The sequence below is a fragment of the Stenotrophomonas sp. GbtcB23 genome, from assembly GCF_019091045.1.
GTDB lineage: Bacteria > Pseudomonadota > Gammaproteobacteria > Xanthomonadales > Xanthomonadaceae > Stenotrophomonas > Stenotrophomonas rhizophila_A.
In genome coordinates this window covers 1-25,822 of the sequence record NZ_JAGXKC010000015.1, presented here as the reverse complement: position 1 = coordinate 25,822, position 25,822 = coordinate 1, and the positions used below count along the sequence as shown (strand labels likewise).

Annotated in this window: 27 protein-coding genes; 17 read left to right on the top strand and 10 right to left on the bottom strand. The window is 68.7% G+C overall.

From position 1 onward, the window contains the following. Positions 1-2: 2 nt before the first annotated feature. Complete coding sequence (locus KVS69_RS08380; protein WP_210130810.1) at positions 3-887, top strand: DUF4097 family beta strand repeat-containing protein; 885 nt, start codon at positions 3-5, stop codon at positions 885-887. 46 nt (positions 888-933) lie between these two features. On the opposite strand, the gene KVS69_RS08375 is transcribed toward KVS69_RS08380, so the two are convergent. The 3 genes from KVS69_RS08375 to KVS69_RS08365 form a co-directional block, all read right to left on the bottom strand. Further along, positions 934-1,113 carry a hypothetical protein gene (locus KVS69_RS08375; protein ID WP_068853593.1) on the bottom strand — a complete coding sequence of 60 codons (180 nt, stop codon included), beginning with the start codon at positions 1,111-1,113 and terminating at the stop codon, positions 934-936. Between the two features lie 11 nt (positions 1,114-1,124). Next, positions 1,125-1,451 (bottom strand): YkgJ family cysteine cluster protein, encoded by a 327-nt coding sequence (locus KVS69_RS08370; RefSeq protein ID WP_254622086.1) that lies wholly within the window; start codon positions 1,449-1,451, stop codon positions 1,125-1,127. Positions 1,452-1,707: 256 nt separating this feature from the next. Next, on the bottom strand, positions 1,708-3,063 hold the full coding sequence (locus tag KVS69_RS08365; protein ID WP_095363530.1) for an Hsp70 family protein: 1,356 nt from the start codon (positions 3,061-3,063) through the stop codon (positions 1,708-1,710). Between the two features lie 117 nt (positions 3,064-3,180). Between KVS69_RS08365 and KVS69_RS08360 the strand changes: the two genes are divergently transcribed. After that, the gene (locus KVS69_RS08360; protein ID WP_068853590.1) at positions 3,181-3,516 is read left to right on the top strand and encodes a zinc ribbon domain-containing protein YjdM; all 336 of its coding nucleotides are present in this window, start codon (positions 3,181-3,183) and stop codon (positions 3,514-3,516) included. 45 nt (positions 3,517-3,561) lie between these two features. On the opposite strand, the gene KVS69_RS08355 is transcribed toward KVS69_RS08360, so the two are convergent. Beyond that, entirely contained in the window at positions 3,562-4,698 is a 1,137-nt protein-coding gene (locus KVS69_RS08355) for a tetratricopeptide repeat protein (RefSeq protein WP_217537736.1), read from the bottom strand. Between the two features lie 139 nt (positions 4,699-4,837). Between KVS69_RS08355 and KVS69_RS08350 the strand changes: the two genes are divergently transcribed. The 5 genes from KVS69_RS08350 to KVS69_RS08330 all read left to right on the top strand — a co-directional run bounded on the left by KVS69_RS08350 (position 4,838) and on the right by KVS69_RS08330 (position 9,223). After that, the gene (locus KVS69_RS08350; protein ID WP_210130808.1) at positions 4,838-5,440 is read left to right on the top strand and encodes a hypothetical protein; all 603 of its coding nucleotides are present in this window, start codon (positions 4,838-4,840) and stop codon (positions 5,438-5,440) included. Positions 5,441-5,485: 45 nt separating this feature from the next. After that, positions 5,486-5,677 carry an oxidoreductase-like domain-containing protein gene (locus KVS69_RS08345; RefSeq protein WP_068853587.1) on the top strand — a complete coding sequence of 64 codons (192 nt, stop codon included), beginning with the start codon at positions 5,486-5,488 and terminating at the stop codon, positions 5,675-5,677. 12 nt (positions 5,678-5,689) lie between these two features. Further along, positions 5,690-6,316: a DUF998 domain-containing protein gene (locus tag KVS69_RS08340; protein ID WP_217537735.1), complete on the top strand. Its 627-nt coding sequence runs from the start codon at positions 5,690-5,692 to the stop codon at positions 6,314-6,316. Positions 6,317-6,356: 40 nt separating this feature from the next. Continuing rightward, positions 6,357-7,709: an AcvB/VirJ family lysyl-phosphatidylglycerol hydrolase gene (locus tag KVS69_RS08335; protein WP_217537734.1), complete on the top strand. Its 1,353-nt coding sequence runs from the start codon at positions 6,357-6,359 to the stop codon at positions 7,707-7,709. Between the two features lie 167 nt (positions 7,710-7,876). Then, complete coding sequence (locus KVS69_RS08330; protein WP_217537733.1) at positions 7,877-9,223, top strand: hypothetical protein; 1,347 nt, start codon at positions 7,877-7,879, stop codon at positions 9,221-9,223. Between the two features lie 8 nt (positions 9,224-9,231). On the opposite strand, the gene mprF is transcribed toward KVS69_RS08330, so the two are convergent. Continuing rightward, entirely contained in the window at positions 9,232-11,790 is a 2,559-nt protein-coding gene (mprF, locus tag KVS69_RS08325; RefSeq protein ID WP_217537732.1) for a bifunctional lysylphosphatidylglycerol flippase/synthetase MprF, read from the bottom strand. 195 nt (positions 11,791-11,985) lie between these two features. Here mprF and KVS69_RS08320 point away from each other — a divergent pair, with 195 nt between their 5' ends. Continuing rightward, positions 11,986-12,333, top strand: a complete 348-nt coding sequence (locus KVS69_RS08320) for a RidA family protein (RefSeq protein WP_217537731.1) — start codon at positions 11,986-11,988, stop codon at positions 12,331-12,333. Here KVS69_RS08320 and rnfB read toward each other — a convergent pair. The 5 genes from rnfB to KVS69_RS08295 all read right to left on the bottom strand — a co-directional run bounded on the left by rnfB (position 12,314) and on the right by KVS69_RS08295 (position 16,532). Beyond that, positions 12,314-12,742 carry an Rnf electron transport complex subunit RnfB gene (gene rnfB / locus KVS69_RS08315; RefSeq protein ID WP_217537730.1) on the bottom strand — a complete coding sequence of 143 codons (429 nt, stop codon included), beginning with the start codon at positions 12,740-12,742 and terminating at the stop codon, positions 12,314-12,316. The two genes, KVS69_RS08320 and rnfB, sit on opposite strands and share 20 nt — an antisense overlap. 25 nt (positions 12,743-12,767) lie before the next feature. Further along, positions 12,768-13,358, bottom strand: coding sequence for an HAD family hydrolase (locus KVS69_RS08310; protein ID WP_210130802.1), 591 nt, complete (start codon positions 13,356-13,358; stop codon positions 12,768-12,770). A gap of 20 nt (positions 13,359-13,378) precedes the next feature. Then, positions 13,379-15,457, bottom strand: a complete 2,079-nt coding sequence (metG, locus tag KVS69_RS08305; protein ID WP_217537729.1) for a methionine--tRNA ligase — start codon at positions 15,455-15,457, stop codon at positions 13,379-13,381. A 123-nt stretch (positions 15,458-15,580) separates the two neighbouring features. Continuing rightward, positions 15,581-16,030 carry a DUF2147 domain-containing protein gene (locus KVS69_RS08300; protein ID WP_217537728.1) on the bottom strand — a complete coding sequence of 150 codons (450 nt, stop codon included), beginning with the start codon at positions 16,028-16,030 and terminating at the stop codon, positions 15,581-15,583. A gap of 109 nt (positions 16,031-16,139) precedes the next feature. After that, complete coding sequence (locus tag KVS69_RS08295; RefSeq protein WP_217537727.1) at positions 16,140-16,532, bottom strand: VOC family protein; 393 nt, start codon at positions 16,530-16,532, stop codon at positions 16,140-16,142. Positions 16,533-16,719: 187 nt separating this feature from the next. Here KVS69_RS08295 and KVS69_RS08290 point away from each other — a divergent pair, with 187 nt between their 5' ends. The 9 genes from KVS69_RS08290 to KVS69_RS21055 form a co-directional block, all read left to right on the top strand. After that, complete coding sequence (locus KVS69_RS08290) at positions 16,720-17,397, top strand: helix-turn-helix domain-containing protein (RefSeq protein ID WP_068853576.1); 678 nt, start codon at positions 16,720-16,722, stop codon at positions 17,395-17,397. A gap of 3 nt (positions 17,398-17,400) precedes the next feature. After that, positions 17,401-19,089: a type III secretion system outer membrane ring subunit SctC gene (gene sctC, locus KVS69_RS08285; protein ID WP_217537726.1), complete on the top strand. Its 1,689-nt coding sequence runs from the start codon at positions 17,401-17,403 to the stop codon at positions 19,087-19,089. After that, positions 19,070-20,197: a type III secretion system gatekeeper subunit SctW gene (gene sctW, locus KVS69_RS08280; RefSeq protein ID WP_217537725.1), complete on the top strand. Its 1,128-nt coding sequence runs from the start codon at positions 19,070-19,072 to the stop codon at positions 20,195-20,197. Before sctC ends, sctW begins: the two co-directional genes overlap by 20 nt. A gap of 5 nt (positions 20,198-20,202) precedes the next feature. After that, positions 20,203-22,260, top strand: a complete 2,058-nt coding sequence (locus tag KVS69_RS08275) for an EscV/YscV/HrcV family type III secretion system export apparatus protein (RefSeq protein WP_345776798.1) — start codon at positions 20,203-20,205, stop codon at positions 22,258-22,260. Next, positions 22,257-22,652, top strand: a complete 396-nt coding sequence (locus KVS69_RS08270) for a hypothetical protein (protein ID WP_217537723.1) — start codon at positions 22,257-22,259, stop codon at positions 22,650-22,652. Before KVS69_RS08275 ends, KVS69_RS08270 begins: the two co-directional genes overlap by 4 nt. Before the next feature lie 44 nt (positions 22,653-22,696). Further along, entirely contained in the window at positions 22,697-23,947 is a 1,251-nt protein-coding gene (locus KVS69_RS08265; RefSeq protein ID WP_217537722.1) for a FliI/YscN family ATPase, read from the top strand. Continuing rightward, positions 23,931-24,377: a hypothetical protein gene (locus tag KVS69_RS08260; protein WP_217537721.1), complete on the top strand. Its 447-nt coding sequence runs from the start codon at positions 23,931-23,933 to the stop codon at positions 24,375-24,377. The genes KVS69_RS08265 and KVS69_RS08260 overlap by 17 nt, the downstream gene beginning before the upstream one ends. Further along, the gene (locus KVS69_RS08255) at positions 24,368-25,459 is read left to right on the top strand and encodes a hypothetical protein (RefSeq protein WP_217537720.1); all 1,092 of its coding nucleotides are present in this window, start codon (positions 24,368-24,370) and stop codon (positions 25,457-25,459) included. The genes KVS69_RS08260 and KVS69_RS08255 overlap by 10 nt, the downstream gene beginning before the upstream one ends. Beyond that, positions 25,456-25,822 (top strand): transglycosylase SLT domain-containing protein (locus KVS69_RS21055; RefSeq protein WP_345776797.1); only part of this gene is annotated, 367 nt, incomplete at its 3' end. The genes KVS69_RS08255 and KVS69_RS21055, both read left to right, overlap by 4 nt.

Here is a 25,822-nt window from a genome sequence, read left to right as displayed (position 1 = left end):
CCATGCGAAACACCCTTCGTTTCACCGCAGCCCTGGCCGTGCTGCTGCCCCTGGCCGCGCAGGCCGCCACCCGCGTCGACGAGCGCCATCCGCTGGCCGCGGGCGGGCGCGTGGAAGTGAGCAACATCGCCGGCAAGGTCACCGTGCGGGGCTGGGATCGCAATGAAGTGGCGTTGACCGGCAGCATGGCCGATGGCCTGCGCCTGCAGCAGGACAAGAGCACCAACCGGGTGCGCTGGGAAGTGATCTACCCGCGCAACGGCAACAATGGCGGCGCCACGCTGGAGCTGCGGGTGCCGCGCTCGGTGGAAGTGCAGCTGGGCACGGTAAGTGCCGACATCGACGTGGCCGAGGTCGACCTGCGCCGCCTGCAGGCCAATGCGGTAAGTGGCGATGTCTCGGCCGCCGGGCGCACGGCCGAAGCCAGCCTGAGTACCGTCAGCGGCGATATCCGCGCGCAGGTACAGAGCCAGCGCATGGCCCTGCGTGCGGTCAGCGGTTCGATCCAGGCCGGCGGCGGCATGGGCGGTGAGGTCTCGGCGGAAACGGTATCGGGCAGCATCCGCCTGGACACGGCGCAGGTGCAGCGCCTGGCCGCCGAAGCGGTCTCCGGCAACCTCACCGTGGCAGCGTCCGGCCTGGCGCCGGGTGGCAAGGTGACGTTGCAGACGGTGAGCGGGTCGATCGCCCTGCGCCTGCCGGCCAAGGTCTCGGCGCAGCTGGCCGTGAAGACCTTCAGTGGCGACATCCAGTCCGATGCCGGCCAGGTGGAACGGCCGCGTTATGGCCCGGGTCGCAGCCTGGACACGCGCCTGGGCGGCGGTGACGGCGATATTTCGATCAATGCCCATTCGGGCAACGTGCGGGTCTCGCTGGGCGGCCGCTGAGTGCGGCCCCCGCACCGGCCTGGGGCCGGTGCGGACGGCAGCGGCGTCAGCCGGCCTTTTTCAGCGCCAGGGTGTTGCCCAGTACTTCGATCTTGCCGCCGCTCTTGCGGAACGCAGCCAGATCGGCAGCGATGCTGGCGCTGCTCAGTGCGGTGTTGGAACCCTGCTTGCGGTCAACGCGAACGGTGTTGCCTGCCTTGGGGGAGGTCTTTGGCGAACGGGCCATGGATGCTCCTGTCATGGGTGTAGCGTGAAAAAAATCGTCGACGCATCGTGCTGTTGTCGACGGTAGTCCTGCCGCACGAGGCGGCAGTCATCGCCGCCCATCGCAAACTGGCGGCAGATCGCGGGACGCTGCGAATAAATGGTGCAGCGCAGGTGATAGGGGTCGATCGCGGCACACCAACCTTCGTCGTTGCGCGCCATCACGGTGCGGCCCGCTTCGTCGGTATCCAGCAGGTAGCCGGGTACCGCGTCGTCAGGCATGACGGTGACCGACAGCCGGCAACAGACTGCGTCGCAGCGGCGGCAGTCGATGGGGTCGGCCTTGGCGATTTCGCCCAATCGAATATCTCTTGGCGGCTCAGGGGGTGCTGCATGCTGGGAACGAGCCGGATCACAGCGATAGACGATCCCAGCGCCGCGGACGGATCCGGACGGCGGCGGTATCGGCGAGGATGGTGGCCTCTTCGAGGCTGGGTACGACATGCGCATTGCGCATCGAAGCCGAAAGATGATAGCGCTTTCGGCGTAACGTTTTGTTAATGCGAGGGTTTCACGGCCGGAAACCCTTGTCCCACGGGGCTTCGCGGCCGAAGGTTCAAGCTGCCGCGGCCCACGCCAGGCCGTGCACCACGCCGAACGAGGGGTTGCCGCGCACCAGCGTCGAGCCGGGGAAGGCAGCGGCCACCGCCGCCTGCAGATAGCCCGCGCGTGACATGCCGCCGGTCAGGAAGATCGCCGCCGGGTCGTGCCCGATATCGGCGCGGACCTGTTCCAGCAACCCGGTCAGTTCGCCCAGGTAGCTGCCGGCCGCCGCTTCCAGCCGGGACGGGTCGACATCCACCCCCAGGCCGCGTTCGATGAAGTCCAGCGCACTGGTGTGCTCTGGCGCGCTGCTCAGGGCGATCTTGCAGCGCTCCACCTCGCGGTACAGGCGTGCGGTGTTGCCGGTGTCCTGCAGCGCCTGCAGGCGCGCGCCCCACGGCGCCTCGGCCTCGCGGTAGTTGTGCTGGCGGAAATCGCGCTGGCGGGTCATGTCCTGCACCATCGCGGCCTCCACGTAGTGGTGCGCCGGCACGCGGCTGTGGCCGCGGCCGAACAGCGGCATGTAGGCGCCGAGGCTCAAGGCCAGGTCGATATCGGTACCACCGCGCGCGATACCCCATGCGCGATGGATCTTCGGGGCCTGTACGCCGCCCACCCGCGCATGCGCCACATCGGTGGTGCCGCCGCCGATGTCGACCACCACCGCGTCATGTTCCTGCGCGCTTTCGGCGTGGTAATGCATGGCTGCGGCAGCCGGTTCCTCCAGGAAATCGACGCTGTCGAAACCCGCGGCGATCGCGGCGGTGTGCAGGATGTCCAGCGCCTGGTCGTTGCCGGCCGCGCCGATCGAGCTGCGGAACTGCACCGGGCGGCCCAGCGTGGCGGTGCGCACCGGCGCGTCGAGCTGGCGCGACGCGGTCAGCCGGATGTGCTCGAGGATGTGCGTGGCGATACCGGTGATGGTCTGGCGCGCGCGCGGGTGCAGGTTGTAGCCCAGCATCGATTTCGGGCTCTGCACCAGGTTGCCTTCGTTCTCCTCGAAGTAGGCTTCCAGCGCCTCATCCCCGTACACCGCGTTCTGCAGCAGCTTGGTCGAGCTCAGCGGCGCGCGCATCTGCTCTTCCATCCACTGCCGGCGCACCACGCGCAGGGCCTCCCGGCGCAGCGCATCCGGCGCGCGTTCCTGCCCGGCGGCGCGGGCGTCGCGCGCGGCCGCGTCGATCAACCGGGCCAGTTCGTGCTCCAGCGCCGGGGTCAGTTCGAAGTCGTTCGGATCGCGCATCACCTCGGGGAAGTACACCGTGGTGCGGAACTGTTCGGCCTCGCCAAACCGGATCGGCACGACCCGGCCGTCCACCACGGCGGCGGCGGCGGAGTTGCTGGTGCCAAAGTCGATGCCGATTTTCATGCGGGGCCGGGCCGGAGGTCAGGGGGCGCGCACTGTGCGGCAAGCGGGCCGCCGGTGCAAGGCCTGGCCGGGCCGGGCGGTTACAATGGGGGTTGTTCCGAACCTGAAGGCTTCATCATGTCCGCCGCACCCGCCTGCCCGCAATGCACCCTGGAAAACACCTATGCCGATGGCGCGCTGTGGATCTGCGCCGACTGCGGCCATGAGTGGGCGGCCGGCGATGAAGGCGGCCAGGGCCTGGTCGTGCGTGACAGCAACGGCAACACGCTGGCCAGCGGCGACACCGTCACCGTGATCAAGGATCTGAAGGTCAAGGGCTCGTCGATCCCGCTCAAGCAGGGCACCGTGATCCGCAACATCCGCCTGGTCGAAGACGATGCCGAGCACATCGAAGGCAACTCGGACAAGATCAAGGGCCTGGTCCTGAAGACCTGTTTTTTGAAAAAGGCGTAGGTAACGACCGTTGGTCGTTACGGATCAGCGGCGGCACGCCGCCATTCAATTGCTGGCCGTGCGTTCCCGCCATTTCTGCAGGCTGTCCAGCTTGGCCTGGTAGGTCGCCCGCAGCACGTCGGCATCTTCGCCGGCCAAGTCGCGGGCGCGCAGCATTTCAAGTGACGCGCGGCGGGTGTTGCCGGCCAGGAAGTACGCGCGTGCCAGCCCGAAATGGAACTGGTGCGCACTGCTGTACAGGCGCACCGCCTGCCGGTAGTACTCAATGGCCTGCGCATAGTCGTGGCGCTGTTCGGCTTCGTTGCCGAACCGGAACTGCGCGAAGGGATCGCTTTTCTGCACCTGTTCCAGCCGCTTGGCCAGCACGTCAGCGCGGCGCGCATCGCCCAGCCTGCGATACAACGCGCTGGCGTTGGTCAGCGCCGCCGCATGCCGCGGTTGCAGCTGCAGGGCCTGCTCGTAATCCTTCCGGGCCTGGTCCAGGCGGCCTTCGCGGGTATCAAGCACGCCCAGGTTGTTCCAGCCGGCAGGGAAGGCCGGTGCCATCGCCAGCGCGGCGTCCAGGTACGCGCGCGCCTGCGCGGTGTCTCCCTCGGCCATGTGTTCGGCACCGCGGTTGTTGTAGAAGTGCGCCAGGGCGCGCTGCTCGGTGATCGGGCGCGGCCCGTAGCGGTCATACAGCACGTTGCGGTCCAGATCGACCACGGCGGTGCGACCGTTGAGGTTGAGCCCCACGTTGACGTGGCCCACGTTGTAGATCACGCCCTGGTCCTGGTGCCAGGTGACCACCTGTGCCACCTCCTGTACCCGGGCATCGATGCCCGCCGCGCGCGCCAGGGTGACGAACATCAGGGTGAAGGACAGGCAGTTGGCGCGGTGCGTCTTCCACGTTTCGGCCAGGGTGTGGGTGGCATACGGGTCGTACTCCAGGTGCATCGCGTCTTCGTCGAAGATCAGGTGCACCAAGCGCACCAGCCGTTGTTCGCGCGAACTGACCGGGGCGATCACCCGTTCCTGCAGCAACGCGCGAAGATCCGGCGGAATGGCCAGGATCTGCTGGGGAGAGGGAATGGGGTCGACGGCCGGGGCCTGCGCGGCAGCGGTATCCGCAGGCGCGGCCAGCACCGGCGTCGGTGCGGCGGCCAACAGGGCCAACAGGGCAAGGGATTTCCAGCCGTTCATCGCGGTCACCTCGCGGGCATGACGAAGCCTTCGTTGCTGCAGTCTAGGCCGACGCCCGGCAGCCGGCGCACCGCTTGTCGGCCTGTTTCACCAGCCAGCGCCCTTGCCATCCGCCGCGGGACCGGCCAATGATGCCGTCATGACCTTCTCCCCGCTTTCAATGCCGGCGGCCATGCAGGCCGACCTGGAAGCCGCCTACGCCACGCCCCCGCGGGCCTATCACGGCTACCCCCACGTGCGCGCGGTGCTGCTGCACTGCCAGGCGGTGGCCGACGGCCCGGGCTGGGTGCACCCGCGCGAAGTGCAGCTCGCCGCGCTGTACCACGATGCGATCTACGAGGCCGGGCGCAACGACAACGAAGCCCGCTCGGCCGCGCTGGCACGTGCGCAGGTGGAGCGCTGGCTGCCGGGCGCCGGCGTGGATGTGGCCCGGATCGAACAGCTGATCCTGCTGACCGCGCGCCATGGCACCCTGGGCACCGCCGACGTTGACCCCGAAGCGGCCTTGTTCCTGGACTGCGACATGGCCATCCTGGGCGCGCCGCCCGACGTGTTCGATGCCTACGACCGTGGCATCGCGGAGGAATACGCCGGGCATGTGCCCGGCTTCCTGTTCCGGCTCAACCGGCGGCGGTTCCTCAAGCACCTGCTGCGCAGCCCGCGCATCTTCCTCAGCGAGTTCTTCCACCAGCGCCTGGATGCGCCGGCGCGGGCCAACCTGCGCCGGCGACTCGGGTACTGACAGCGGTCGATTACACTGCACCGGTTGAAATCCGTCGCTCACGCCATGCCCGTTCCTCTCCCATCCGCCACGCCCGATCCAGATCCGCGCCCGCAACCGCCGGAAGAACCCGGCCCCAACGAGTGCTGCGGCAGCGGCTGCCCGCTGTGCGTGCTGGACCTGTACAGCGACGAGCTGCAGCGTTATCGCGCCGCCCTCGCGGCCTGGCGGCTGCGCCACCCCGATGCCGCGCCCTGAGCACTGCCTGCGATGAAGCTTCCTGCCCACGCCCATGTGGCCGGCCTGGCGCTGCTGGCGCTGGCCGGGTTCGTGCTGACCGCCTTGTGGACCCAATGGGCACGCCACGACCTTGACTGGGTGCAGGCCACGCTGAGCCTGTACCTGCATGGCCCGTGGGGCCTTGCGCTGCGGACCGCCTACTGCGTACTGGCCGTAGCGATCATGCTGCTGGCCTGGTCGCTGCACGCCGCCAGCCGCTCGCCGCGGCGCAGCGCGGCGGCGCCGCTGCTGTTCTGCGTGGCGGGACTGGGGCTGATGGGCGTGGCCATCGGCGACAGCTGGCTGCCCGGGCAGGCGCCGCTGCTGGCCCCGTTGGTCCATGGCCTGGCGGCCAACACCGCGTTCCTGTGCGTGAGCGTGGCGATGCTGCTGCAGAGCTGGTACCTGCGTGCCGACCCGCAGTGGGCGCGCTGGGCCAGCGCCGCGTGGTGGTGGGCCTGGCTGTGTTTCGCGCTGCTGTGGCTGCACGTGCTGTGGCGGGGCCCACCGCGCGGTGCCGGGCAGAAGCTGGTGATCGCCGCGGTGGTGCTGTGGTTGTTCGTGGCTGCGCTGCAGTTGTGGCGGCAGGCGCGACGTGAAGAGGCTGCACGAAAATAAAAAGGCGTATCGTGGGGCGACTTTTCCGGGATGCGTGACGATGCGGCGAGCCAGTGTGGGCAGGGGACTGGGAGTGGTGCTGGGCCTGGTGTCGATGATGGGGGCCGCAGCGGCCCCGGCGGCGCCGCAGCAGGTCAGCCACGGGCGCTTCAACGACGTCCCGATCCACGCGCCGGAAGGCCACCCGCAACGCGTGGTGGTCTGGTTCGATGGTGGCAGTGAACCCCAGCGCACGCGCGAGCGCATCGAGGCCCTGCGCGCGCAGGGCGCCCTGGTGGCCCAGGTCGATGTCGCCCGGCTGCGCGCCGGTCTGGCGCATGAAGGGGGCGGCAAGTGCAGCTTTGGCGCAGGCGACGTGGAGAATTTCTCGCGCTGGTTCCAGGCGTACCTGCACGTGCCCGGTTACCACCTGCCGCTGATCGGCGGCGATGGCAGCGGCGCCGAGCTGGCCTATGCAGTGGCGGCGGAGGCCGATACGCAGGTCTTCGCCGGCTTGATCACCACCGGGTTCTGCCCCGACCAGGCGCGCGAGCGCGCGGTGTGCGGCGCCGGTGTCAGCCATGGCCGCCTGCAGCCGGCGGAGCTGGCGTTTCCGTGGTTGAACGCCGCCGGTGACCGCAAGTGCGCGGCAGGTGACGCCACAGCGTTCGTGCACAAGGTGGAGATGGGGCGGCAGTTCCAGCGCACCGCGCGGGGCGATGATCTGCCCGGACTGCTGGCAGCCGCCAACGTGATCGGGGCGCAGAAGGGTGTCAGCCTGGCGCCGCCGCCGGATGGCCTCAACGGCTTGCCGGTGGTGGAAGTGCCCGCGCAGAAAGGCGGCGACACCCTGGCCATCTTTGTTTCCGGCGACGGCGGCTGGGCGGGGCTGGACAAGGATGTGGCCGCCGCGCTCAGCGAAAACGGCATTTCGGTGGTCGGCCTCGATTCGCTGCGCTATTTCTGGACGGCGCGCACGCCCGAAGGCTTCGCCCGCGACCTGGAACGCATCGCACGTCATTACGGCAGCCAGTGGCAACGCAAGCGGCTGCTGCTGGTGGGCTTCTCGCAGGGCGCCGATGTCCTGCCGGCCGCCATCAACCAGCTCGACCCGGCCACGCGCGGGTCGATCGCATTGATCGGCCTGATGTCGGTAGGGCGCAAGGCGGACTACGAATTCCACGTCACCAACTGGTTGGGCGGCGGCGCGGATGGCCTGCCCATTGCCCCGGAGATCGCCCGGTTGCCGGCGGACCGGACCGTGTGCCTGTACGGCGAGGACGATGGCGATGCACTGTGCCCGGAGCTGCCGAAGGGCGGCGCCACGGTGATTGCGTTGCCGGGCGACCACCATTTCAAGGGCGACTATGACCGCTTGGCGAAGACGCTGCTTGAGCATCTGCCGACGCGTTGATGGAATCATGGAAGCCGCGTCATCTCCGTTGCGTACACCATCAACGCGGATCTTCCTGCGTGGGGTGTTGAGTGTTTCCAGTTTCATCCGTTGCGCCGGCGCGCCAGTCTCCGCCTGTCGAGGTGTCCGATGAGCGGCCTTCGGTGGGACGCCTGCAGGCGCCCGCGATGATCTCCAATGCGCCTATCGAGCGGCGCTTGTACGCGCTGCTGGCCGATGACCGCTCCGCGCCCCGGGTTGGGGATGGGTCTTCCGCGCAGAAGATGGCCGACGCCCTGTCGCTCTGGCGCTCGGGCGTCCGTAATGCCTCCACCCGCGAGCAGTTCTGCGCAGGCTTGAAGGAAACGCTGGAGCGGTTGGTCAGGGACAATGACGTCGACCTGCGCAAGGCGATCCTGCAGCATCGTTTTCCCAAGGTGAAGGACTATCGCCTGCTTGTCGCTTCCCCGAAATGCGAGGCCGCGCTGCAGGCCGCGAAGAAGTTGAGGGACCTCGCGCATCCTGCGCGCATCGAGCGCGAACCGGATCCAGCCAGAAAGTCGCATTTGGAAGCGCTCGCCGCCGCCGTGGACGACGCCCGGGCAGGCAGGGGCGAGTGGGCCAGGGTGACGGCAGGCGCCTGCGCGCTGGGCGAAAAAATCGCGGCCAACTTCGCGCCGCATGCGGACGTGCTGGCCGAAAAACAGGAACTGGAACGGGACGTCAGCGTGATCGAATATCTGGCGCAGCGGGCACCGAATCAGTCCCGGAGCGGTGGCGGCGCGCGCGGGCGGGACGTGGAAGATCGCGTCGGCACCGCACTGACACAGCTCTGCAACGCAATGAACGAGGCGACCGCTTCCAGCGTTGATCCGGGCTATCGCATCGTCCGTGGTGCCAACGTCCCGCCTGCGCTGCGCCCGGCGGAGAGCAGGCACGTCAAGGGAGAGCTCGATTTCCTGCTGATGCACGGCAACGACGTGGTGCTGGTGGGTGAAACCAAGGCCGGTGGCGCGACCGCGATCGGCGCGGATTGCCTGAAGCTCCGCAACGCGGTGGTGGAAATGGCCGCCCGCGCGCAGCAGGACAGGGCCTATGCGTTCACCCTGGGCAGCGACAAGCGTTCGGCGGCGGCCGGAGAAAAGGGCAAGCCGCAGGTGCTGCAGGTCAGCGGTGAGTCGCTCAAGCGGCTGGCGGCAGCGCCAGGGGATGCGCCGGACGTGCAGCCCGCCTGGCCTGCCAGCGCGCGTTATTTCCTGCCCGACGCGGTTACCGGCATCCCGCTGTCGCAGCGTGCAGTGGCCTACCTCACCTGGCGCCCGGCGAGCCTGGATTACGCGCAGGCCTTGTTCGACGGCGCGCAACCCTCCGTCGAGGGACTCGAGTCGGTGTGGCGCGAGCTGGGGGAAGACCCAAAGCTCGCGTGGATATGGGAGGAGCGTGCCTTGGCCGAGCAGGCGCTGAGTGCCGTGCACGGCAGCGAGAGCATTGCCGGCTTCACTGCGGCGTTCGCGCAGATGAAGCCCTGGTCCTGACCGCCGCGTTACGTCTTCCGCGGTGCCAGTGAGATCAACCGTGTCGCATCCAGCAGCGCCGCCGGCAGGTGCATGCCGCCTGGCGCCGCCAGATAACGTGCGCGCCACTGCGGCGCGAACTTGGATTTGAAGCGGCGCAGCCCGCTGAAGCCGTAGAAGCGCTCGCCGTGCCGTGCGACCACGTTGGCGAAGCGGTTCCAGCGGCCGGCCAGGCGGTGCTGGGCAAGCCCCGACAAGGGCGCCATGCCGAGCGAAAAACGGTGGAAGCCCTGCGCGCGCCCCCACAGGAACAGCTCGATGAACAGGAAATCCATCGTGCCTTTCGGTGCATCGTCGACGTGCCGCATCAGGTCCACCGAAAGCTCGTGCCCGGCCGGTGCCTGCCACAGGTTGGCGAAGGCGACGATGCGGCCCTCGGCCTCGACCACGGCCACCGGGAAGCGCACCAGGTAATCCGGATCGAAACTGCCCAGTGAGAAGCCTTTCTCGTCGCCGGCCTTGTCGTCCAGCCACTGCTGCGATACCGCGGCCAGCGCGGGAATCAACGCGGCAACCTCGCCGGGCGGTGCAACGCGGAAGCTGAGGCCGCCGCGCTTGCCCCGGTTCCAGGCCTGGCGCAGGTCGGCGCGTTCGCGTCCCTCCAGCCCGAAGTCCTGCAGCGGCACCATCGCTTCCTCGCCCAGTTTCACCAGGGTCAGCCCAAGGTCCAGATAAGTCTGCCAGTACGCTTCGCCGACCTGATAGAACACTGGGCGCAGGCCAAGGCGATCCGCCTCCTCGCGGAAGCGCCAGATCAAGGCGCGTGCGACGTCGGGGGGCCCGACCGGATCGCCCATCGCGATCAGCGAACCGCCGTAGCGCTGCATCATCACGAAGCCGCGCCCGGCATCGTCGCGCAGTACGGCCTTGTCGGCGGTGAGCACCAGGCAGGCCTGGGCGTCCTGCGCCGCCTGCAGGATCGGCGCCAGCGCGTCGAGCGTGGCCGGGTCGGCCGCCGGCAGGGGCGTGCGGGTGCTGTGCAGCAGCCGCGCCAGGCCGAAAATGGCCAACGCGATCGCCACCACCAGCAGTGCGCGCAACGCACGCGGTGCGTTGCCCTGCGCGGCAAATTGCCACCACAGCTCGTTCTGGTATTCGACATGGCTGTAGACGAAGAACAGCAGCCAGATCACCGCCACCAGCACCAGACCCAGGTTGCGGATCCACGGCCACGACCACGCTTCGTCGAGCAGCGCGCCCTGCCGGTAGAACTCGCGACGCGACGCCCATAGCGCCATCGCCACCAGCGCCGAGGCCAGCGCGATCAGCACCTGCCCGCCGCGCAGCCAGATCGGCAGCGGCGCGATCACGCAGATCGCCAATGCCAGCATCCAGGCCGCGTGGCTGCGCCGCTGCAGGCCCTGGCCGATCAGCAGCAGCACCACGCCGGCCAGGCTGCCGAGCAGGTGCGAGGTTTCCAGGATCGGCAGCGAGGCATGCAGAAGGTGCCGGCGCGGAGTTGGCAGGGTGCCGTCGATCACCAGCGCGGCGCCCACGCTGAACACTGCCAGCGCGATGATCTGCGGCAGCCACGGGCGCAACGCGGTCCAGCCGGCGCGGGTGGCCCCTGCACCCACCCGCAGCGGGCGGCGCATGGCCGGCGCTACAGCGAGCACGGTGGCCAGCAGCAACGGCAGCACGTAGTAGGTGACCCGATAGATCAGGGCCGCTGCAAGCACCGCAGCTGGCGCCACCTGCGGCAGCAGCTTGAGCAGGCTCCACTCGAACACCCCCAACCCGGCCGGCACGCTGGAAATCAGTCCGGCCAGCACGGCCACCAGATACAGGCCGACAAACCCGGGCAGCCCGGTCGGGGTATCCATCGGCAGCAGCACGTAGAACGCCGCGCTGGCCAGCACCAGCTCCACCACGCTGAGCGCGGTCACGCCCAGCATGGTGCGGCGATCGGGCAGCCACAGCGCGTGCCCGCGGATCTGGAAGCTGCGGCCCTCGCGCCCGACCAGCAGCACCGTGCCCACGTAGGCGAGCAGGCCTGCCGCGCCGAGCACGCGTACGGCCTGCGCCGACACGGGCAATGCGAGTGCGGCGGCGCCCGGTTCCAGCAGGAACGCCAGCGCCAACAGCAGCCAGGCGCCGAACACGAAGCCCAGCGTGCTCATCAGTACCACCTGGCCGATCTCGGCCAGGCTCAGCCCGGCGCCGCCATAGCCGCGCAGGCGCACGGCACCGCCGGTCAGTGCCGCAAAGCCCAGCGTCTGCCCCAGGGTGTGGGCGAGGAAGGCGGTGATGCCCACCCGCGCCGGATGCAGGCGCTTGCCGCTGCGGCGCAGGCCGATCGCATCAAATCCGATCAGGCAGGCATAGCTCGCCAGACCCAGGATGACGGTCAGTGCGATCTGGCCAGCGCCCAGCTGGTGGAAGGCCTCACGGATGGCGCGATAGCCGTGGTCGTCGAATTCGTTGGCCAGGCCACGCAGGGCCAGCGCCAGGATGCCCAGGCTGAAGACGACGGTCGCCGCGCGGCGCCAGCCGACGCGGGACGAGGGGGCAGGTGCAGGATCGGTCATCGGTACAGCGTGCTCCGGGGCAGGCGATGAAGAGGTCAAAGCACGCCAGCGTGCCTCGCCGGCGCATCGTGCGCTTCCGCCGGGGACTTGCCAAGCCGGGTGGCTGTGCGCGCTGTGGCCGCTTGGATCGGCCGCAACGACAGCGTTACCCCGCTTCGGCGACAATGCCCGGACCATCACAGAGGAGCCATCGCCATGTTGGAACGTTTCGACGTCGGTCCGCGCATGTCCGAAATGACCGTGCACAACAAGGTTGCCTATCTGTCCGGGCAGATCCCCGAAGACACCAGCCAGGACATCACCGGGCAGACCCGCCAGGTGCTGGCCGAGATCGACAAGCTGCTGGCGCTGGTGGCCAGCGACAAGCAGCACGTGCTGCGCGCGGAGGTCTACCTGGCCGACATCGGCGATTTCGCCGGCATGAACGCGGCGTGGGACGAGTGGGTGGTCAGCGGCATGACCCCGGCGCGTGCGACGGTGGAAGCCAAGCTGGCCGACCCGAGCTGGAAAGTGGAGATCGTGATTACGGCCGCGTTGCCGTAAGCACCAGTTCAATGCAGTCCACCGGACACGGTGGAATGCACAATTCGCAACCGGTACACAGATCGGCGATGACGGCGTGCATGTACTTGGCGCCGCCCACGATCGCATCCACCGGGCACGCCTGGATGCACTTGGTGCAGCCGATGCAGTCGGCTTCGACCACCCGCGCGACCTGCGCGGGCTTGTGCTCGCCGCGGCTGCGGTCGAACGGCAGCGCCGGCACCTCCAGCACGTATGCCAGCGCGCGCGCGCCTTCGTCACCCCCGGGCGGGCAATGGTCCACGCCCGCCTCACCGCGCGCCATCGCTTCGGCGTAGGGGCGGCAGCCGTCGTAGCCGCACTGCCCGCATTGGGTCTGCGGCAACAGGCGGTCAAGGCGTTCGACCAAGGGCAGGGAAGGCGATGTCATGCGTGGCGTCGGCTGCGCGGGAGCTTCATTTCAGGGGTTTGCCGCGGTACCAGCGTTCCTGCGCCAATGCGAGCATCGGCCGGTCTTCGCGGCTGTCGCCGTACGCATGGATGCGCACGTAACGTGACAGGTCATAACGCGCCCGGATGCGGTCGGCCTTGTGCGGCGCGCAGTCGCCCTCGGCATAGCGCCCGGTCAGGCGGCCGTCCTGGCTTTCCAGCCGGTTGCAGATCAGGTCCAGTCCCAGCGCCTCGCACCACGGGCGCAGGTACAGGTCCAGCGAACCGGACACGATCACCACCGTATGCCGCTGCTGCAGGTGCCAGCGGATCTGCTCCAGCATCTGCGGGCGCACCACCTCGGGCAGCACCTCGCGGGAGAACCCGGCCGCCAGGGTGGCGATATCGTCGGCGTGGCGGTCGCGCAGGGTCAACCGGGTCACGCGCGCACGGATGCGCTCGGCGGAAATCAACTTCAATCGATAGGCCAACAGCCACGGACCCACCTTCCACCACGCCTGGGCCAACTGCTCGGGCGTGGCCACCCGGCGCAGGAAACGCGCGTACGTATCGCAGTCGGTGACGGTGTGATCGAAGTCGACAAGGGCCAATTCCATCTACGCCCTCCCGGCAGGCATCAGCGAACCGGCATGCCCGGCAGCGCGCTGCTGTCGGCATCGAGCAGCGCCAGCGCGCCACCGTCGAAGCCGGCCGACAGGATCATGCCTTCGCTCACGCCGAAGCGCATCTTGCGCGGGGCCAGGTTGGCGATGAACACCACGCTGCGGCCGACCAGCGCTTCGGGTTCGCCGTAGCTGGCACGGATACCGGAGAAGATCTGGCGCTTGCCCAGCTCGCCGGCATCCAGTTCGAAGCGCAGCAGCTTGTCCGAGCCTTCGACGAACTCGCAGGCCAGCACCTTGCCGATGCGCAGGTCCAGCTTGGCGAAATCGTCGATCCCGATATACGCCGGGCCTTCCGCCGTCGCAGCGGGAGCGGCGGCCGGCGCGGCAGCAGGCGCCGCCGGCTTGGCGGGCTTGGCCGGGGCTGCAGGTGCGGGGGCGGCGAGGGTGTCTTTGGAAGCGTCGGTCATGGCGTCAATCATTTTCGGGTCGATACGGGTAAACAGCGGGCTGTACACGGCGATGGTGTGGGCCAGCAGCGGCAAGGCGATGTCGGTCCAGCGCTGCACCGGCGCGGCCAGGAAGGCGTCGGCCTGCGCGGCAGTAGCCGGCAGCACCGGCTTGAGCGCGGTGACCAGCACGCGGAACAGGTTCAGGCCCTGGGTGCACACCGACTGCAACTGCGCGTCGGCGCCCTCCTGCTTGGCGATCACCCACGGCTTCTGTTCGTCGATGTAACGGTTGGCCTCGTCGGCCAGCGCCATGGTCAGGCGCAGCGCGGCAGCCGGATCATTGCGCTCGTACGCCTCGCGGACCGGCGCCAGCGCGGCCACGAAGCGGTCGTACTGCGCGGCATCGGGCAGCGCGTCGGCCAGGCGGCCGTCGAAGCGCTTGCTGATGAAACCGGCGCAGCGGCTGGCCAGGTTGACGAACTTGCCGACCAGGTCGGCGTTCACGCGCGCGATGAAGTCGCCCAGGTTCAGGTCGAGATCGTCGACGCCGCCGGAGGACTTGGCCGCGAAGTAATAACGCAGTGCTTCCGGCTCCAGCCCGGCATCCAGGAAGGTGCGGGCCATGACGAACGTACCGCGCGACTTGGACATCTTCGCGCCATCCACGGTGAGGTAGCCGTTGACGTGCAGGCGGGTCGGCGCGCGGTGGCCGGTGCCGTGCAGCACCGCCGGCCAGAACAGGCCGTGGAAATTGACGATGTCCTTGCCGATGAAGTGGTGCAGTTCCGTGCTGGTGCCGGCGCGCAGGTGCGCGTCGAAATCCTCGCCGTTCTTCGCGCACAGCGCCTGGAAGCTGGACAGGTAGCCGATCGGCGCATCCAGCCACACATAGAAGTACTTGCCCGGGTGGCCGGGGATCTGGAAGCCGAAGTAGGGCGCATCGCGGGAAATGTCCCACGCGCGCAGGCCGCCTTCGGCATTGAGCCACTCGCCCAGCTTGGCCTTCACCCCGGGCAGGGCGACATCGCCGGCCAGCCATTCGCGCAGGAAGCTTTCGAACCGACCGACCTCGAAGAAGAAGTGCTCCGAATCGCGGATTTCCGGCGTGGCGCCGGAAATGACCGAGCGCGGGTCCTTCAGGTCGGTGGGGGCGTAGGTGGCGCCGCACACTTCGCAGTTGTCCCCGTACTGGTCAGGCGTGCCGCAGTTGGGGCAGATGCCCTTGATGTAGCGGTCGGGCAGGAACATGCCCTTGGCCGGGTCGTAGAACTGGGCCACGGAACGGCGCGTGATGTGGCCTTCCGTCTCGAGCTTGAGGTAGAACGCCTCGGTCAGGGCCTTGTTGCCGGCCGAGTTGGTCGAGTCGTAATGATCGAACGCAACGCCGAAGGCGGCGAAGTCGCGCTCGTGGCTGGCCTGGATGTTGGCGATGAACGCTTCCGGGGTCACGCCGGCCTTCTCGGCCGCCAGCATGATCGGGGTGCCGTGGGTGTCGTCGGCGCATACGAACCAGGTCTTGCCGCCGCTCATTCGCCGCGCGCGCACCCAGATATCAGCCTGGATGTAGCCGACCAGATGGCCCAGGTGCAGCGGGCCGTTGGCGTAGGGCAGTGCGGTGGTGACAAGAGCGGTGCGGGTCATGATCTGCGCGGGTGCGGGGGGAACGCGGGATTATCGCATGCTCCCCGGAAAGACGAAGGGCCGGCGCGGTCATCCCGCGCCAGCCCCATTTCGTTGATCTGCCAGCGCTTTACGCGGCGGGATTTACTCGCGTACCCAGGTCTGGGCGCGGCAGATGAACGCCACGCAGCCGGACATGTCCAGCTTCTTGCCACCCGGCTGCAGCGCCAGCTTGGACTTGTAGGTCTTGCCGTTGGCCGGATCCAGCACCGTACCGCCGGACCACTTGGTGGTGGTGCCCTTGTCCTGCGTCAGGTTCCACAGGATGGTCATGCCCTTTACCGGCTTGCCCTTGTTGGCGCCGCTGCAGTCGTCACAGACCGGGTTCGGGCCCTTGTCCGAGTGCAGCACTTCCACCACTTTCCCGCTCAACGTGCCATTGGCGGCCTGGGTGATCTCCACGATGGACTTCACCTTGCCGGTCTTGTCATCGATGGTCTTCCAGCGGCCTACCGCGCCGTCGGCCGCCGAGGCCGACATCGCGGCCATCACCAGCGGCAGTGCCAGCAGCAGGGTCTTGAAAGTCTTGCGCATGTTCCCCTCCCAGGGATGTACGTGAATGCCGGCGCGGGGCCGGGACAGCTGGACTGTATACCCATTCGCTCTGGTACGGAACGCATCCCGGCGGTCAGCCACAACGCATTCAGGTGGTTTCGTACAGCTCCAGCGGCAGCCCGTCGGGGTCGGCGAAGAAGGTGAAGCGCTGGCCGGTGTACTCGTCAACGCGGATCGGCTCGCAGGGCACGCCTTCGGCCGCCAGGCGTTCAATCATTGGCTCCAGTGCCGCCACCCGGAAGGCCAGGTGGCGCAGGCCCTGCGCCTCCGGGCGACTGGGCCGCGGCGGCGGCGACGGGAAGGAGAACAGCTCGAGCTGGCCACCGTCAGGCAGGGCCAGGTCCAGCTTCCACGAATCTCGCGCGGCGCGGTGGTGTTCGGCCTTGACCGTCAGGCCGAGCACGCGGACGTAGAAGTCGCGCGAACGGTCGTAATCGGCACAGATCAGAGCGACATGGTGGATGCCGAGCAGCGGTGTCATGGGATCGATTCCTGGTGGCGCATCGGCGCAACCGTCTGAGTGGGGTCGCTACAAATACCGCAACTCGCGCCGGCTTTCTAACTTCTTGTAGAGCCTTGCCCCCCGGCCGTCTCCAACATGCAGCCCTCATCGAGAAGGGCCGCAGACCGCGTCCCGCCTCGGCAAATGCCTGAACGGGAGTGGTCGGATGCACGTCATCGTCAATGCAGGGCAGGACCCCATCGACCTCACCGTCGCTGGGCAGGTCATTCAGCTTGCGCCCGGTGACCGCCTGCTGTTGGCCGGCGTGCCGCTGCCGCGCAACAGCGCGCTGAATGCCGTCGCGCTGGCCGGCAGTGGCATGGCACGGGCGCTGGCCCACTTCGACCATGCCAGCAACGTGCTGCGCCCGGCCGGTGAGCCGCAGCCGGTGTGCTGGGTGGCACAGGCCGCGCTGGAAGACCCCGATGTGGCGGCGGCCTGGCTGATTGACCAGCTCGCCCGCGGTGCCGGCCAGCCTGACGACGGCCAGGCAGCCCAGCTGCTGCGCCACCTGGCGCGCAGCGAAAGCTACGGCCTGATGCGTTTCCTGCTGGACGAAGGCGGCGAAAACTCCGTGGCCGCGCTGGCCCAGCGCTATGGCCTGTCTTCGGCGCAGTTCCACCGGCGCTGCCGGCAGGTACTGGGCCGCCCGCTCAAGCGCGAGCTGCGCATCCAGCGCGCCGCGCGCGCGCTGCTGGCCTATCCCGGCCGCGCGCGCTCGTTCACCTACCTCGCCGCCGATCACGGCTACGCGTCGCTGTCGCACTTCTGCACCGACGTGAAATCGCTGATCGGTTGTTCGCCCCTTTCCGTCTACCGGGCCGTCTCGACGCCCAACGAGTGATCCATGCGTTCCCTGACGTTGTACGTGTTGTTGCTGACCGTTCCTTCCTTCGCCTTCGCACAGACCCCGCTGGAAGGCACCGCGATCCAGGATCGCGCCGACCTGCCGCATGCCTCCGGCTTCGTTTCCCGCGCCGACAGCGCCAGCCACCTGCTCAATGCCATCGGTGCGCGTGCACGCCAGGCCGTGGTGATCAGCCCCAAGGCACTGAAGAAAAAGGTGAGCGGCAGCTTCGATCTGGCCCGCCCGCTCGACGTGCTGGCCAAGGTCTCCGCCGAACTGGGCCTGGTCTGGTACAGCGACGGCCAGTCCATCTACGTGTATGACGCCGACGAGCAGAAAAACGCCGTGGGTCGCCTGCAGCACACCTCCATCGCCACGTTGTCGGACTTTCTGCGCAAGGCGCGGTTGTCCGATACCCGCTACCCGGTGCGCGGCGGCGGCGCCGATGGCACCTTCTACGTCGCCGGCCCGCCGGTGTACGTGGACATCGTGATGAACGCGGCGCGCTATCTGGACGACCTGTATGAAGGCGCCGACGCCAGCCCGCACCACGTGGAAGTGATCAAGCTGGAGCACAGCTTCGTCAATGGTCGCCGCTACGGGATCCGCAGCACGGAAGTCGGCCTGCCGGGCATCGCTGAAGTGCTGGCCGGGGTGCTGCAGCTGGGCGACTTCGGCGCGGTCGTCAAGCAGCCGTCGCTGCCGGTCGACCCCTCCACCATCACCGAGGAACTACTCCCCGCCACCCCCGCGGCGCAGCCCGTGGCCCAGGTCGCCAGCACCGTGCCCAGTGGCCCGACCCCGGCAGTGGTGATGGCGTATTCGGAAACCAACAGCCTGATCGTGCGCGGCACGCTGGCGCAGATCGAACAGGTCAAGCGCCTGGTGGGCGAACTGGACGTGCCCCGCAAGCAGATCGAGATGTCGCTGTGGATCATCGACATCAAGAAGACCGAGCTGGACCGCCTTGGCGTGAACTGGAGCGGCGGCATCAACATCGGCAACCGCCTGGCGATCGGCATCAACCAGTCGCCCTCGGTGAGCACCCTCGATGGCAGCCGCTTCCTGGCCTCGGTCCAGGCCATGGCGAGCAAGGGTGACGCGCACATCATCTCGCGCCCGGTGCTGCTGACCCAGGAGAACATTCCGGCGTACTTCGACAGCAACCAGACCTTCTACACCCAGCTGGTGGGCGAGCGTGCGACCTCCCTGGAACAGGTGACCTACGGCACCCTGATCAGCGTGCGTCCCCGCATCTCCAGCGGCAACGACGTGGAAATGCAGCTGAAGATCGAGGACGGTGCCGCCGATGGCACCCGCTCGGTGGACGCACTGCCCCTGGTCAACCGTACCGTGATCGACACCGTGGCGCGGGTGCCGCAGGAACTCAGCCTGCTGGTGGGTGGCTACACCCGCACGCAGGCCGACGACGGCTACAGCGGCATTCCCGGCCTGCGCCGCATTCCCGGCGTGGGCAAGCTGTTCGGTCACAACAGCCGTACGGCTGAAAGTCTGGTGCGCGTATTCCTGATCCAGCCGCGCCTGCTGACCGGCAGCGACCCGGTGGATGGCTACCGCATGCCCGAGGTGTATGGACCGGGGGTCGGCGACGACGTGCGTGACCAGATCCGCGCGCTGCACCCGCATCTGAAGTCGGTGGAGGGCGCGCATGGCACTGCCGGCCATTAATCGACCCGTCTCCGCGCCGCTGCCGGTGACGCCGCGGCAGGCAAGCACGCAGGGCGACCGTGATGACACCGCCAAGGACCTGCTGTCCGGTCTGGGCAAGCCGTCCAGGCCCGGTTCGCTGGCCACGGCCATGTCCATGCAGGACGACCTGGCCGCGCTGGTAGCCTCGCTGCGCAATCGCCGGGACGGCCAACAGACCGGTGCCAGCGTGGAATCGCAGGCGTGGATCGACCATGTACTGGACGATGAGGTGCACGCCAAGGTCACGGACCTGCGCGCGCTGCTCGACGGCATGCGCAGCCCCGTGCAGTTGCTGGCGCTGCTCCGGCAGCTGTTCCCCGATCCCAGCGACATGCTGGCGGTGCTGCGTTCGCTGATCGCCGATGACGAACTGGAGGAGTTGCGCGAGCTGTTGCAGCAGTCGATGGAGCAGCTGCTCGCCGACGACGCAGCGCAGGGCAATGGCGCGGCTACGCGCGGTGGCCTGAACGTGGCGATCAAGGCGCGGCTGGCCGCGCGCGGCAGCCAGTTCTCGGCCCGCGCGCTGCGCCAGAGCTACCGCGACTTCATCGGCAACCACCAGGACTGCGTGGGCGAATACGCCGGCTGGATCGCGCTGTACGGATTCGAGCGGCGCGCGCAGGTGGTCGACTTCATGGAGCAGGCGCTCGGCGCGGACATGTACTCACTCGACCCCAGTGCCTCGCACCTGGAGTTCGGCCGGCTGCTGCGCCAGGTGCGCAACCTGGCCGTGCTGCGCTCGACCGACCACCTGCTGGTCCAGGAAGCCACCCGCGACCGGCTGCTGGCACGGCTGTCCACCACCGCCGAAGCGGTGGTCGGCGGGTTGCTGGATGTGGTGCGCGGCCTGCAGGACTGGGCCGGGCTGTTTGCCGGCCCCCTGGCCGATGCGCGGGTGGCGCTGTCGGCGCCCGAACGTGCGCGCCTGGTGCAGGCGCTGCGGCGCGCGCTGGGCGGTCTGCCTGATGCGGTATGGAGCGATGACCTCGCGCGTGAACGCGCGGCGCAGTCCCTGGAGAGGGTGGTGGTGGAAAGCATGAAACGCGAACGCTGGAGCGCCGGCCACGCCGGTGGGGTGGCCGTATGAACACGGTGACCCACACCCCCGCAGGCGGCTGGGGCGAGCGTGCCCGCGGCATCCTGCGCCCGGAGCTGGCCCTGGTGGTGCTGATGGCCGTGATCGTGGCCATGCTGATCATCCCGCTGCCGACGATCCTGGTCGACCTGCTGATCGGCCTGAACATGGCCGTGGCCATCGTGATTTTCCTGAGCTCGTTTTACGTCGAGCGCATCCTCAACTTCTCCACGTTCCCCTCGGTACTGCTGTTCACCACGCTGATGCGGCTGGCGCTGTCGGTCAGCACCAGCCGGCTGATCCTGCTCGACGCCGATGCCGGCCACATCATCAGTGCCTTCGGCGATTTCGTGGTGGGCGACAACCTGGTGGTGGGTGCGGTGATCTTCGCCATCATCACCCTGGTCCAGTTCATCGTGATCACCAAGGGTTCCGAGCGTATCGGTGAAGTGGTGGCGCGCTTCTCGCTCGACGGCATGCCCGGCAAGCAGATGAGCATCGACGCGGACCTGCGCGCCGAAGCGATCACCTCGGAAGAAGCACAGCGCCGCCGCCGCGACGTTGAACGCGAAAGCCAGCTGTACGGCTCCTACGACGGTGCCATGAAGTTCGTGAAGGGAGATGCCATCGCCGGCATCGTGATCGTGTTCGTCAACCTGTTCGGTGGCATCGCCGTGGGCATGCTGCAGCATGGCATGGCCTTCTCGCAGGCGCTCAACACCTTCACCCTGCTGACCATCGGCGATGGCCTGGTCGCGCAGATTCCCGCACTGCTGATCTGCATCAGCGCCGGTTTCATCGTCACCCGGGTGAGCGGCGAGAGCAACAACCTGGGTGCCAACATCCTGGGCGAATTGTTCAACAGCAACGTGGTACTCGGCACCGGCGCGGTGCTGGTGCTGCTGCTGGGCCTGCTGCCCGGCTTCCCGCTGCCGGTGTTCGCCGGCCTGGCCGTGGGCCTGGCGGCCATGCTGGTATGGCGCCTGCGCCGCGCCAAGACCGCCGATGCCGGTGGCAGCCCGGGGACGGGGCAGGGCGGCGCTGCGCCGCCGGCCGCCAAGGGCGACACCGCCAACGCCCGCCTCACCAGCGAAACCCTGCCGCTGATCCTGTTGATGCCGCCGTCGCTGCATGAGGCGGGCGTTGCCGGCCAATGGGAAGAGCAGCTGCGTCACGACGCCTTCGTCAACACCGGCATGCAGCTCGCACCGCTGGTCCTGCGCAGCCACACCCCGGCCAAGGACCACGAGGTCAAGGTGCTGATCAACGAGATTCCGGCAGCGTCCTCGCACGTGGTCAGCGGGCACGTGCGGGTCTGGGGCCGGCAGGACGAACTGGAAGCACTCGACATGGGGCTGGTGGTACCGCACGACGGCGGCACCGCGCGCTGGGTGCTGGCCGACGCGCACGAAGACGTCCGCGCACTGGGGTGCGATGTCTCCAGCGACTACGAGGAACTGCGCCGGCTGGTGCACGGCGCGGTACAGCGCAACATCGGTGAGCTGTTCGGCATCCAGGAAGCCAAGCATGTCCTGGACGCGTTGGAGAAGCGCTTCCCCGAACTGGTCAAGGAAACCTACCGGCACATGCCGATCCAGCGCGTGGCCGAAGTGCTGCAGCGCCTGCTCCGCGAGGACGTTTCCATCCGCAACATGAAGGTGGTGCTGGAAACCCTGGCCCAGTGGGGCCAGCGCGAAAAGGACGTGATCCTGCTGGTGGAGCACGTGCGTGGCGCACTGGCCCGCTACATCTCCGCGCGCTTCGCCCGCGATGGGCGCATTCCCGCGATCCTGGTGTCCAGCCCGGTTGAAGACCAGATCCGCGCCGGTATCCGCCAGAGCCAGGGTGCGGCCTACCTCAACCTGGAGCCAGCCGAAGCCGGTGAGCTGATGGATCGCTTCGCCCTGCATGTCGGCGAAGTCGCCGCGCACCGCCCCGACGTGGTGCTGATGGTCGCGCCGGACATCCGCCGCTTCGTCAAGCGCTTCATTGAAACCCGCCTCCCCTCGACCGCAGTGCTCTCGTTCGCCGAGATCTCCGACACGGTCACCCTTGATGTGATGAGAAGCTTATGACCTCCCTGCTGGATACCCTCAACTCCGCCCTCAAGGAACTGGGCTGCGACCCATCGCGGTTCCAGTTCGACACCCACTCCTCGGTGGTGATGGGCTTTGCCGACGTGGGCGAGCTTCTGCTCGATCCGGTGGACGACATGGTGTACCTGTGGGGCCGCCTGGATACCTCGCCGGCCGAGCGCTTCAGCAACCGTGCCGATGAGCTGCTCACCGCGCTGTCGGCACCGGCCGCACACTTCGCCAATGGTTGCCTGGCGCTTCGCCAGCTTGAAGACGGCTGCCTGGTCGGCGGCGCGCTGCAGCCGGATTGTCGCCACGAGTCGAGCTTGCTGGCCGGTGCCATCGAAGGGTTCCACGCGCGCGTGATCGAACTCCAGGCCCTGCTGCGGTGACAGCGGCCACGCCCTGCTGGCGCCCTTGTGCCACGCCGGTCGCGATGCGTGCCGGCGAGCTGCGGGTACCCCTGCCGGATGTCGCGGTGGGCGAGCACTGCCACGTGCGCCATTCGGCGGGCGACGACCGTGTGCTCACCCATGGCGTGGTGACCCGGGTCGACCATGGCGTGGCCACGCTGGCGCTGATTGGTGCCCCGGTGCGGCTGGCAGCCGACGTGGTGGTGGCTGCCACCGGTCGCCCGCTGCAGGTGGCACTGGGCACGCATCTGCTCGGGTGCGTGCTGGACGGGTTCGGTGAAGTGGTGGAGCGGCTGCGCGATGGCGAAGACGCGACCGTAGCCGGTGTATCGGCACCGGTGCAGGCTGCGCCGCTGGACTATCGCCAGCGCCGTGCCATCCAGACCCCGTTCGCCACCGGTATCCGTGCCCTGGACGCGTTGCTCACCGTAGGCGAAGGACAGCGCATGGGGGTTTTTGCCGCAGCCGGATGCGGCAAAACCACCCTGGTGGAGATGCTGCTGGCCAACGCCGACTGCGATGTGCGCGTGGTGGCGCTGGTGGGCGAGCGGGGCCGTGAAGTGGCCTCCTTCGTCGATGCCATCCGCCACGGTCCGGCGGCCACGCGCACCATCATCGTGCAGGCCACCTCCGATACCTCGCCGGCCACCCGCGTCAACGCGGCGATGGTGGCCACCCGCATTGCCGAATACTTCCGCGACCAGGGCAGCCGGGTGCTGCTGGTCATGGACTCGGCCACCCGCTACGCGCGCGCGCTGCGTGACGTCGCATTGTCGGCCGGCGAACCGCCGGCACGGCGTGGTTTCCCCGCGTCGGTGTTCGAAGCACTGCCACGCCTGGTGGAGCGCCCGGGCAACGCACAGGCCGGAAGCATCACCGCGTTCTACACCGTGCTGCTGGAAGACGACGCCGACCCCGACCCGGTCGGCGAGGAAGTCAAATCGTTGCTGGACGGCCACGTGTACCTCAGCCCGCGCCTGGCCCAGCGCGGCCACTTCCCGGCCATCGACGTGCTGCGCAGCGCCAGCCGGCTGTACCCGCAGCTGGCCAGCGAGCGCCAGGCCGCCGCAGCCACCCGCGTGCGCGCGGTGATGGGCCGGTTGGATGACCTGCAGCTGCTGCGCGACATCGGCGAGTACCGCCCCGGTGCGCAGCCCGAGCAGGACGATGCGGTGGCCCGCGAACCGCGCCTGCTGGCATTCCTGCGCCAGCCGCTGCACGAGCCGGTCACCTTCGATGCGGCGGTGGAGGCACTTGATGCGCTCGCCCGCTGACCCCGTGCGGCTGGCCACGCTGCTGGAGCATCGCGCCCACCGCCTGCGCCGCGACGCCCGCGCGCAGGCAGAGCAGGCTGCGCAACGGGACCGCGAAGCGCAGACCCTGCGCAGCGCGGCAGACGAGCGCCTGCAGGCCGCGCAGCTTGGCGAGGAACACGGGCTGGACCGCCAGCGCCTGTTCGAGCGCCTGCGCGGCGTCGCCATTGCCCGGGCGCACGTCCTGGAATGCGAGCTGCGCGCCGGCCACCTGCAGGAGCAGGCCGGCGACGCCCGCGAGCAGGAACAGGAACTGCGCCATGCCGCCGCCGGCAACCACTCACGCGCGCGCCGGCTGCAGGCCGTCGGCGCGCATATCGACCAGAAGCACCGGCAGGCGCGCCTGCGCCGCCAGGAGCGCCAGATCCAAGAGGAATACACATGTCGTTGAAGATCCAAGAACCGCAGGTTGCCGTCATGGCGGCCAGCCCCGTCGACGCGGTCTCCCTGAGCGAGCGCGTGCAGGCCAGGCGACCCCAGCCGAGCGCGCAGCAGGCGGCCGAGCGGACTCCTGAACCCACTGCCGAACCCACCGCTGAACAAGCGCCGGAGCAGTCGCCTTTCCCCGGCGACGTCGCCATGTGGGCGCCGGACGAGTCGGACAGAGACGTTGAGCAGGAGTGGGCGCGTGATTCCGCACCCTTGCCGCAGCGTGAGGTCCACATCCTGGCGACGGTGCAACGCGAGGGCGGCAGGGACGGGCAGGACATCGCCCACCGCGCTCGGCGCGGAATGGCCGCACACGTGCAGGCGGCGGCTGCAGCGCCCGTGCTGCCGGCCATCACCTCACGGCCGCTGCCGACGGTGGCCAGTCCTGCGGCACCGATCGTGTCCGGCAATGAACCCGCGGCGCTGCTGCCAGCAGCGGTGGAGGGCAGCGTCCTGCCCGGCGCCAAGGCGCCGGCCGCCACGGCGGCCAGCAACGCCAGCGCCAACCTGCACGCCACCTCCCTGAACGGTGGCGCGGTGACCGATACCGCAGAAAAGCCCGGCCCGGCTGCCGCTTCGGCACAGGCCGCCACGGCCACCACGGCATCAGCACTGCCTTCGCGGGTGCAGCCGGGGCAGGGTGAGCGGACCGCGCGTGATGCATCGCCTGGCGCGCCGGTGAGTGCCGGCATGATGCGTACAGCGCCTGCAAGGGATGTCCCGGTCGCTGCGGCAGCTCCCGAACCGTCAGCGCCGGAACTGCTGCCAGCCGCCGGCCGCCCCGCCCCGACCGACCTCGCACAGGCCGCAGGTGCCACCGTGATGCCGCAACCGCACACCGGCGAAGCCGCGCCCGACGCGCAGGCAATGGCCGACGCGCGTCGTGCCGAAGCCAACCTCGGCACCCGCCAGCATGTCCGCGCGGTGCGCCAGGCCGAAGCGTTGCAGACGGCCATGGCCCAGCGCGCCGACACCGCCATGCGTGAGGTTGTCACGCTGGCTGACCTGTATCAGGCGATCGCCGGCCCGGACGCACTGGCGTGATCCGCTGGACGGTCGGGGTGGTGGTGGCATTGGCCGCCACCGCCCCGCCAGCCAGTGGTAGCCAGGTATTCGCCACCCTGGATCGCAATGGTCAACTGCAGGTGTCGAAAGCCCCATTCGTGGGCGCAAAGGCGTTTGACCCGCACCGACTCTACATGCCTACAGCGCGCAAACCCATGGCAACTGGCCCCGGGCCATCGCCCGCGGCACCGACCGCCATGCCCAAGGCAGCAGCACACTGGAACCCGTTGATTCAACAGGTCGCCGTCGAATACGGCGTGGACGCCCGCCTGGTGCACGCTATCGTCCGGGTCGAATCCGCCTACAACCACCAGGCACGCTCGCACGCCGGCGCGCTTGGGC

Coding starts and splice junctions, on each gene's coding strand:
- KVS69_RS08375 (WP_068853593.1), bottom strand. CDS start 1,113: ATGGCCCGTTCGCCAAAGACCTCCCCCAAGGCAGGCAACACCGTTCGC.
- KVS69_RS08255 (WP_217537720.1), top strand. CDS start 24,368: ATGTCGTTGAAGATCCAAGAACCGCAGGTTGCCGTCATGGCGGCCAGC.
- KVS69_RS08260 (WP_217537721.1), top strand. CDS start 23,931: ATGCGCTCGCCCGCTGACCCCGTGCGGCTGGCCACGCTGCTGGAGCAT.
- KVS69_RS08360 (WP_068853590.1), top strand. CDS start 3,181: ATGTCCGCCGCACCCGCCTGCCCGCAATGCACCCTGGAAAACACCTAT.
- KVS69_RS08310 (WP_210130802.1), bottom strand. CDS start 13,358: ATGGAATTGGCCCTTGTCGACTTCGATCACACCGTCACCGACTGCGAT.
- KVS69_RS08350 (WP_210130808.1), top strand. CDS start 4,838: ATGACCTTCTCCCCGCTTTCAATGCCGGCGGCCATGCAGGCCGACCTG.
- KVS69_RS08340 (WP_217537735.1), top strand. CDS start 5,690: ATGAAGCTTCCTGCCCACGCCCATGTGGCCGGCCTGGCGCTGCTGGCG.
- sctW (WP_217537725.1), top strand. CDS start 19,070: ATGGCACTGCCGGCCATTAATCGACCCGTCTCCGCGCCGCTGCCGGTG.
- KVS69_RS08295 (WP_217537727.1), bottom strand. CDS start 16,532: ATGACACCGCTGCTCGGCATCCACCATGTCGCTCTGATCTGTGCCGAT.
- sctC (WP_217537726.1), top strand. CDS start 17,401: ATGCGTTCCCTGACGTTGTACGTGTTGTTGCTGACCGTTCCTTCCTTC.
- KVS69_RS08335 (WP_217537734.1), top strand. CDS start 6,357: ATGCGGCGAGCCAGTGTGGGCAGGGGACTGGGAGTGGTGCTGGGCCTG.
- KVS69_RS08380 (WP_210130810.1), top strand. CDS start 3: ATGCGAAACACCCTTCGTTTCACCGCAGCCCTGGCCGTGCTGCTGCCC.
- KVS69_RS08265 (WP_217537722.1), top strand. CDS start 22,697: ATGCGTGCCGGCGAGCTGCGGGTACCCCTGCCGGATGTCGCGGTGGGC.
- KVS69_RS08320 (WP_217537731.1), top strand. CDS start 11,986: ATGTTGGAACGTTTCGACGTCGGTCCGCGCATGTCCGAAATGACCGTG.
- KVS69_RS08270 (WP_217537723.1), top strand. CDS start 22,257: ATGACCTCCCTGCTGGATACCCTCAACTCCGCCCTCAAGGAACTGGGC.
- mprF (WP_217537732.1), bottom strand. CDS start 11,790: ATGACCGATCCTGCACCTGCCCCCTCGTCCCGCGTCGGCTGGCGCCGC.
- KVS69_RS08355 (WP_217537736.1), bottom strand. CDS start 4,698: ATGAACGGCTGGAAATCCCTTGCCCTGTTGGCCCTGTTGGCCGCCGCA.
- metG (WP_217537729.1), bottom strand. CDS start 15,457: ATGACCCGCACCGCTCTTGTCACCACCGCACTGCCCTACGCCAACGGC.
- KVS69_RS08365 (WP_095363530.1), bottom strand. CDS start 3,063: ATGAAAATCGGCATCGACTTTGGCACCAGCAACTCCGCCGCCGCCGCC.
- KVS69_RS08345 (WP_068853587.1), top strand. CDS start 5,486: ATGCCCGTTCCTCTCCCATCCGCCACGCCCGATCCAGATCCGCGCCCG.
- KVS69_RS08330 (WP_217537733.1), top strand. CDS start 7,877: ATGATCTCCAATGCGCCTATCGAGCGGCGCTTGTACGCGCTGCTGGCC.
- rnfB (WP_217537730.1), bottom strand. CDS start 12,742: ATGACATCGCCTTCCCTGCCCTTGGTCGAACGCCTTGACCGCCTGTTG.
- KVS69_RS08300 (WP_217537728.1), bottom strand. CDS start 16,030: ATGCGCAAGACTTTCAAGACCCTGCTGCTGGCACTGCCGCTGGTGATG.
- KVS69_RS08290 (WP_068853576.1), top strand. CDS start 16,720: ATGCACGTCATCGTCAATGCAGGGCAGGACCCCATCGACCTCACCGTC.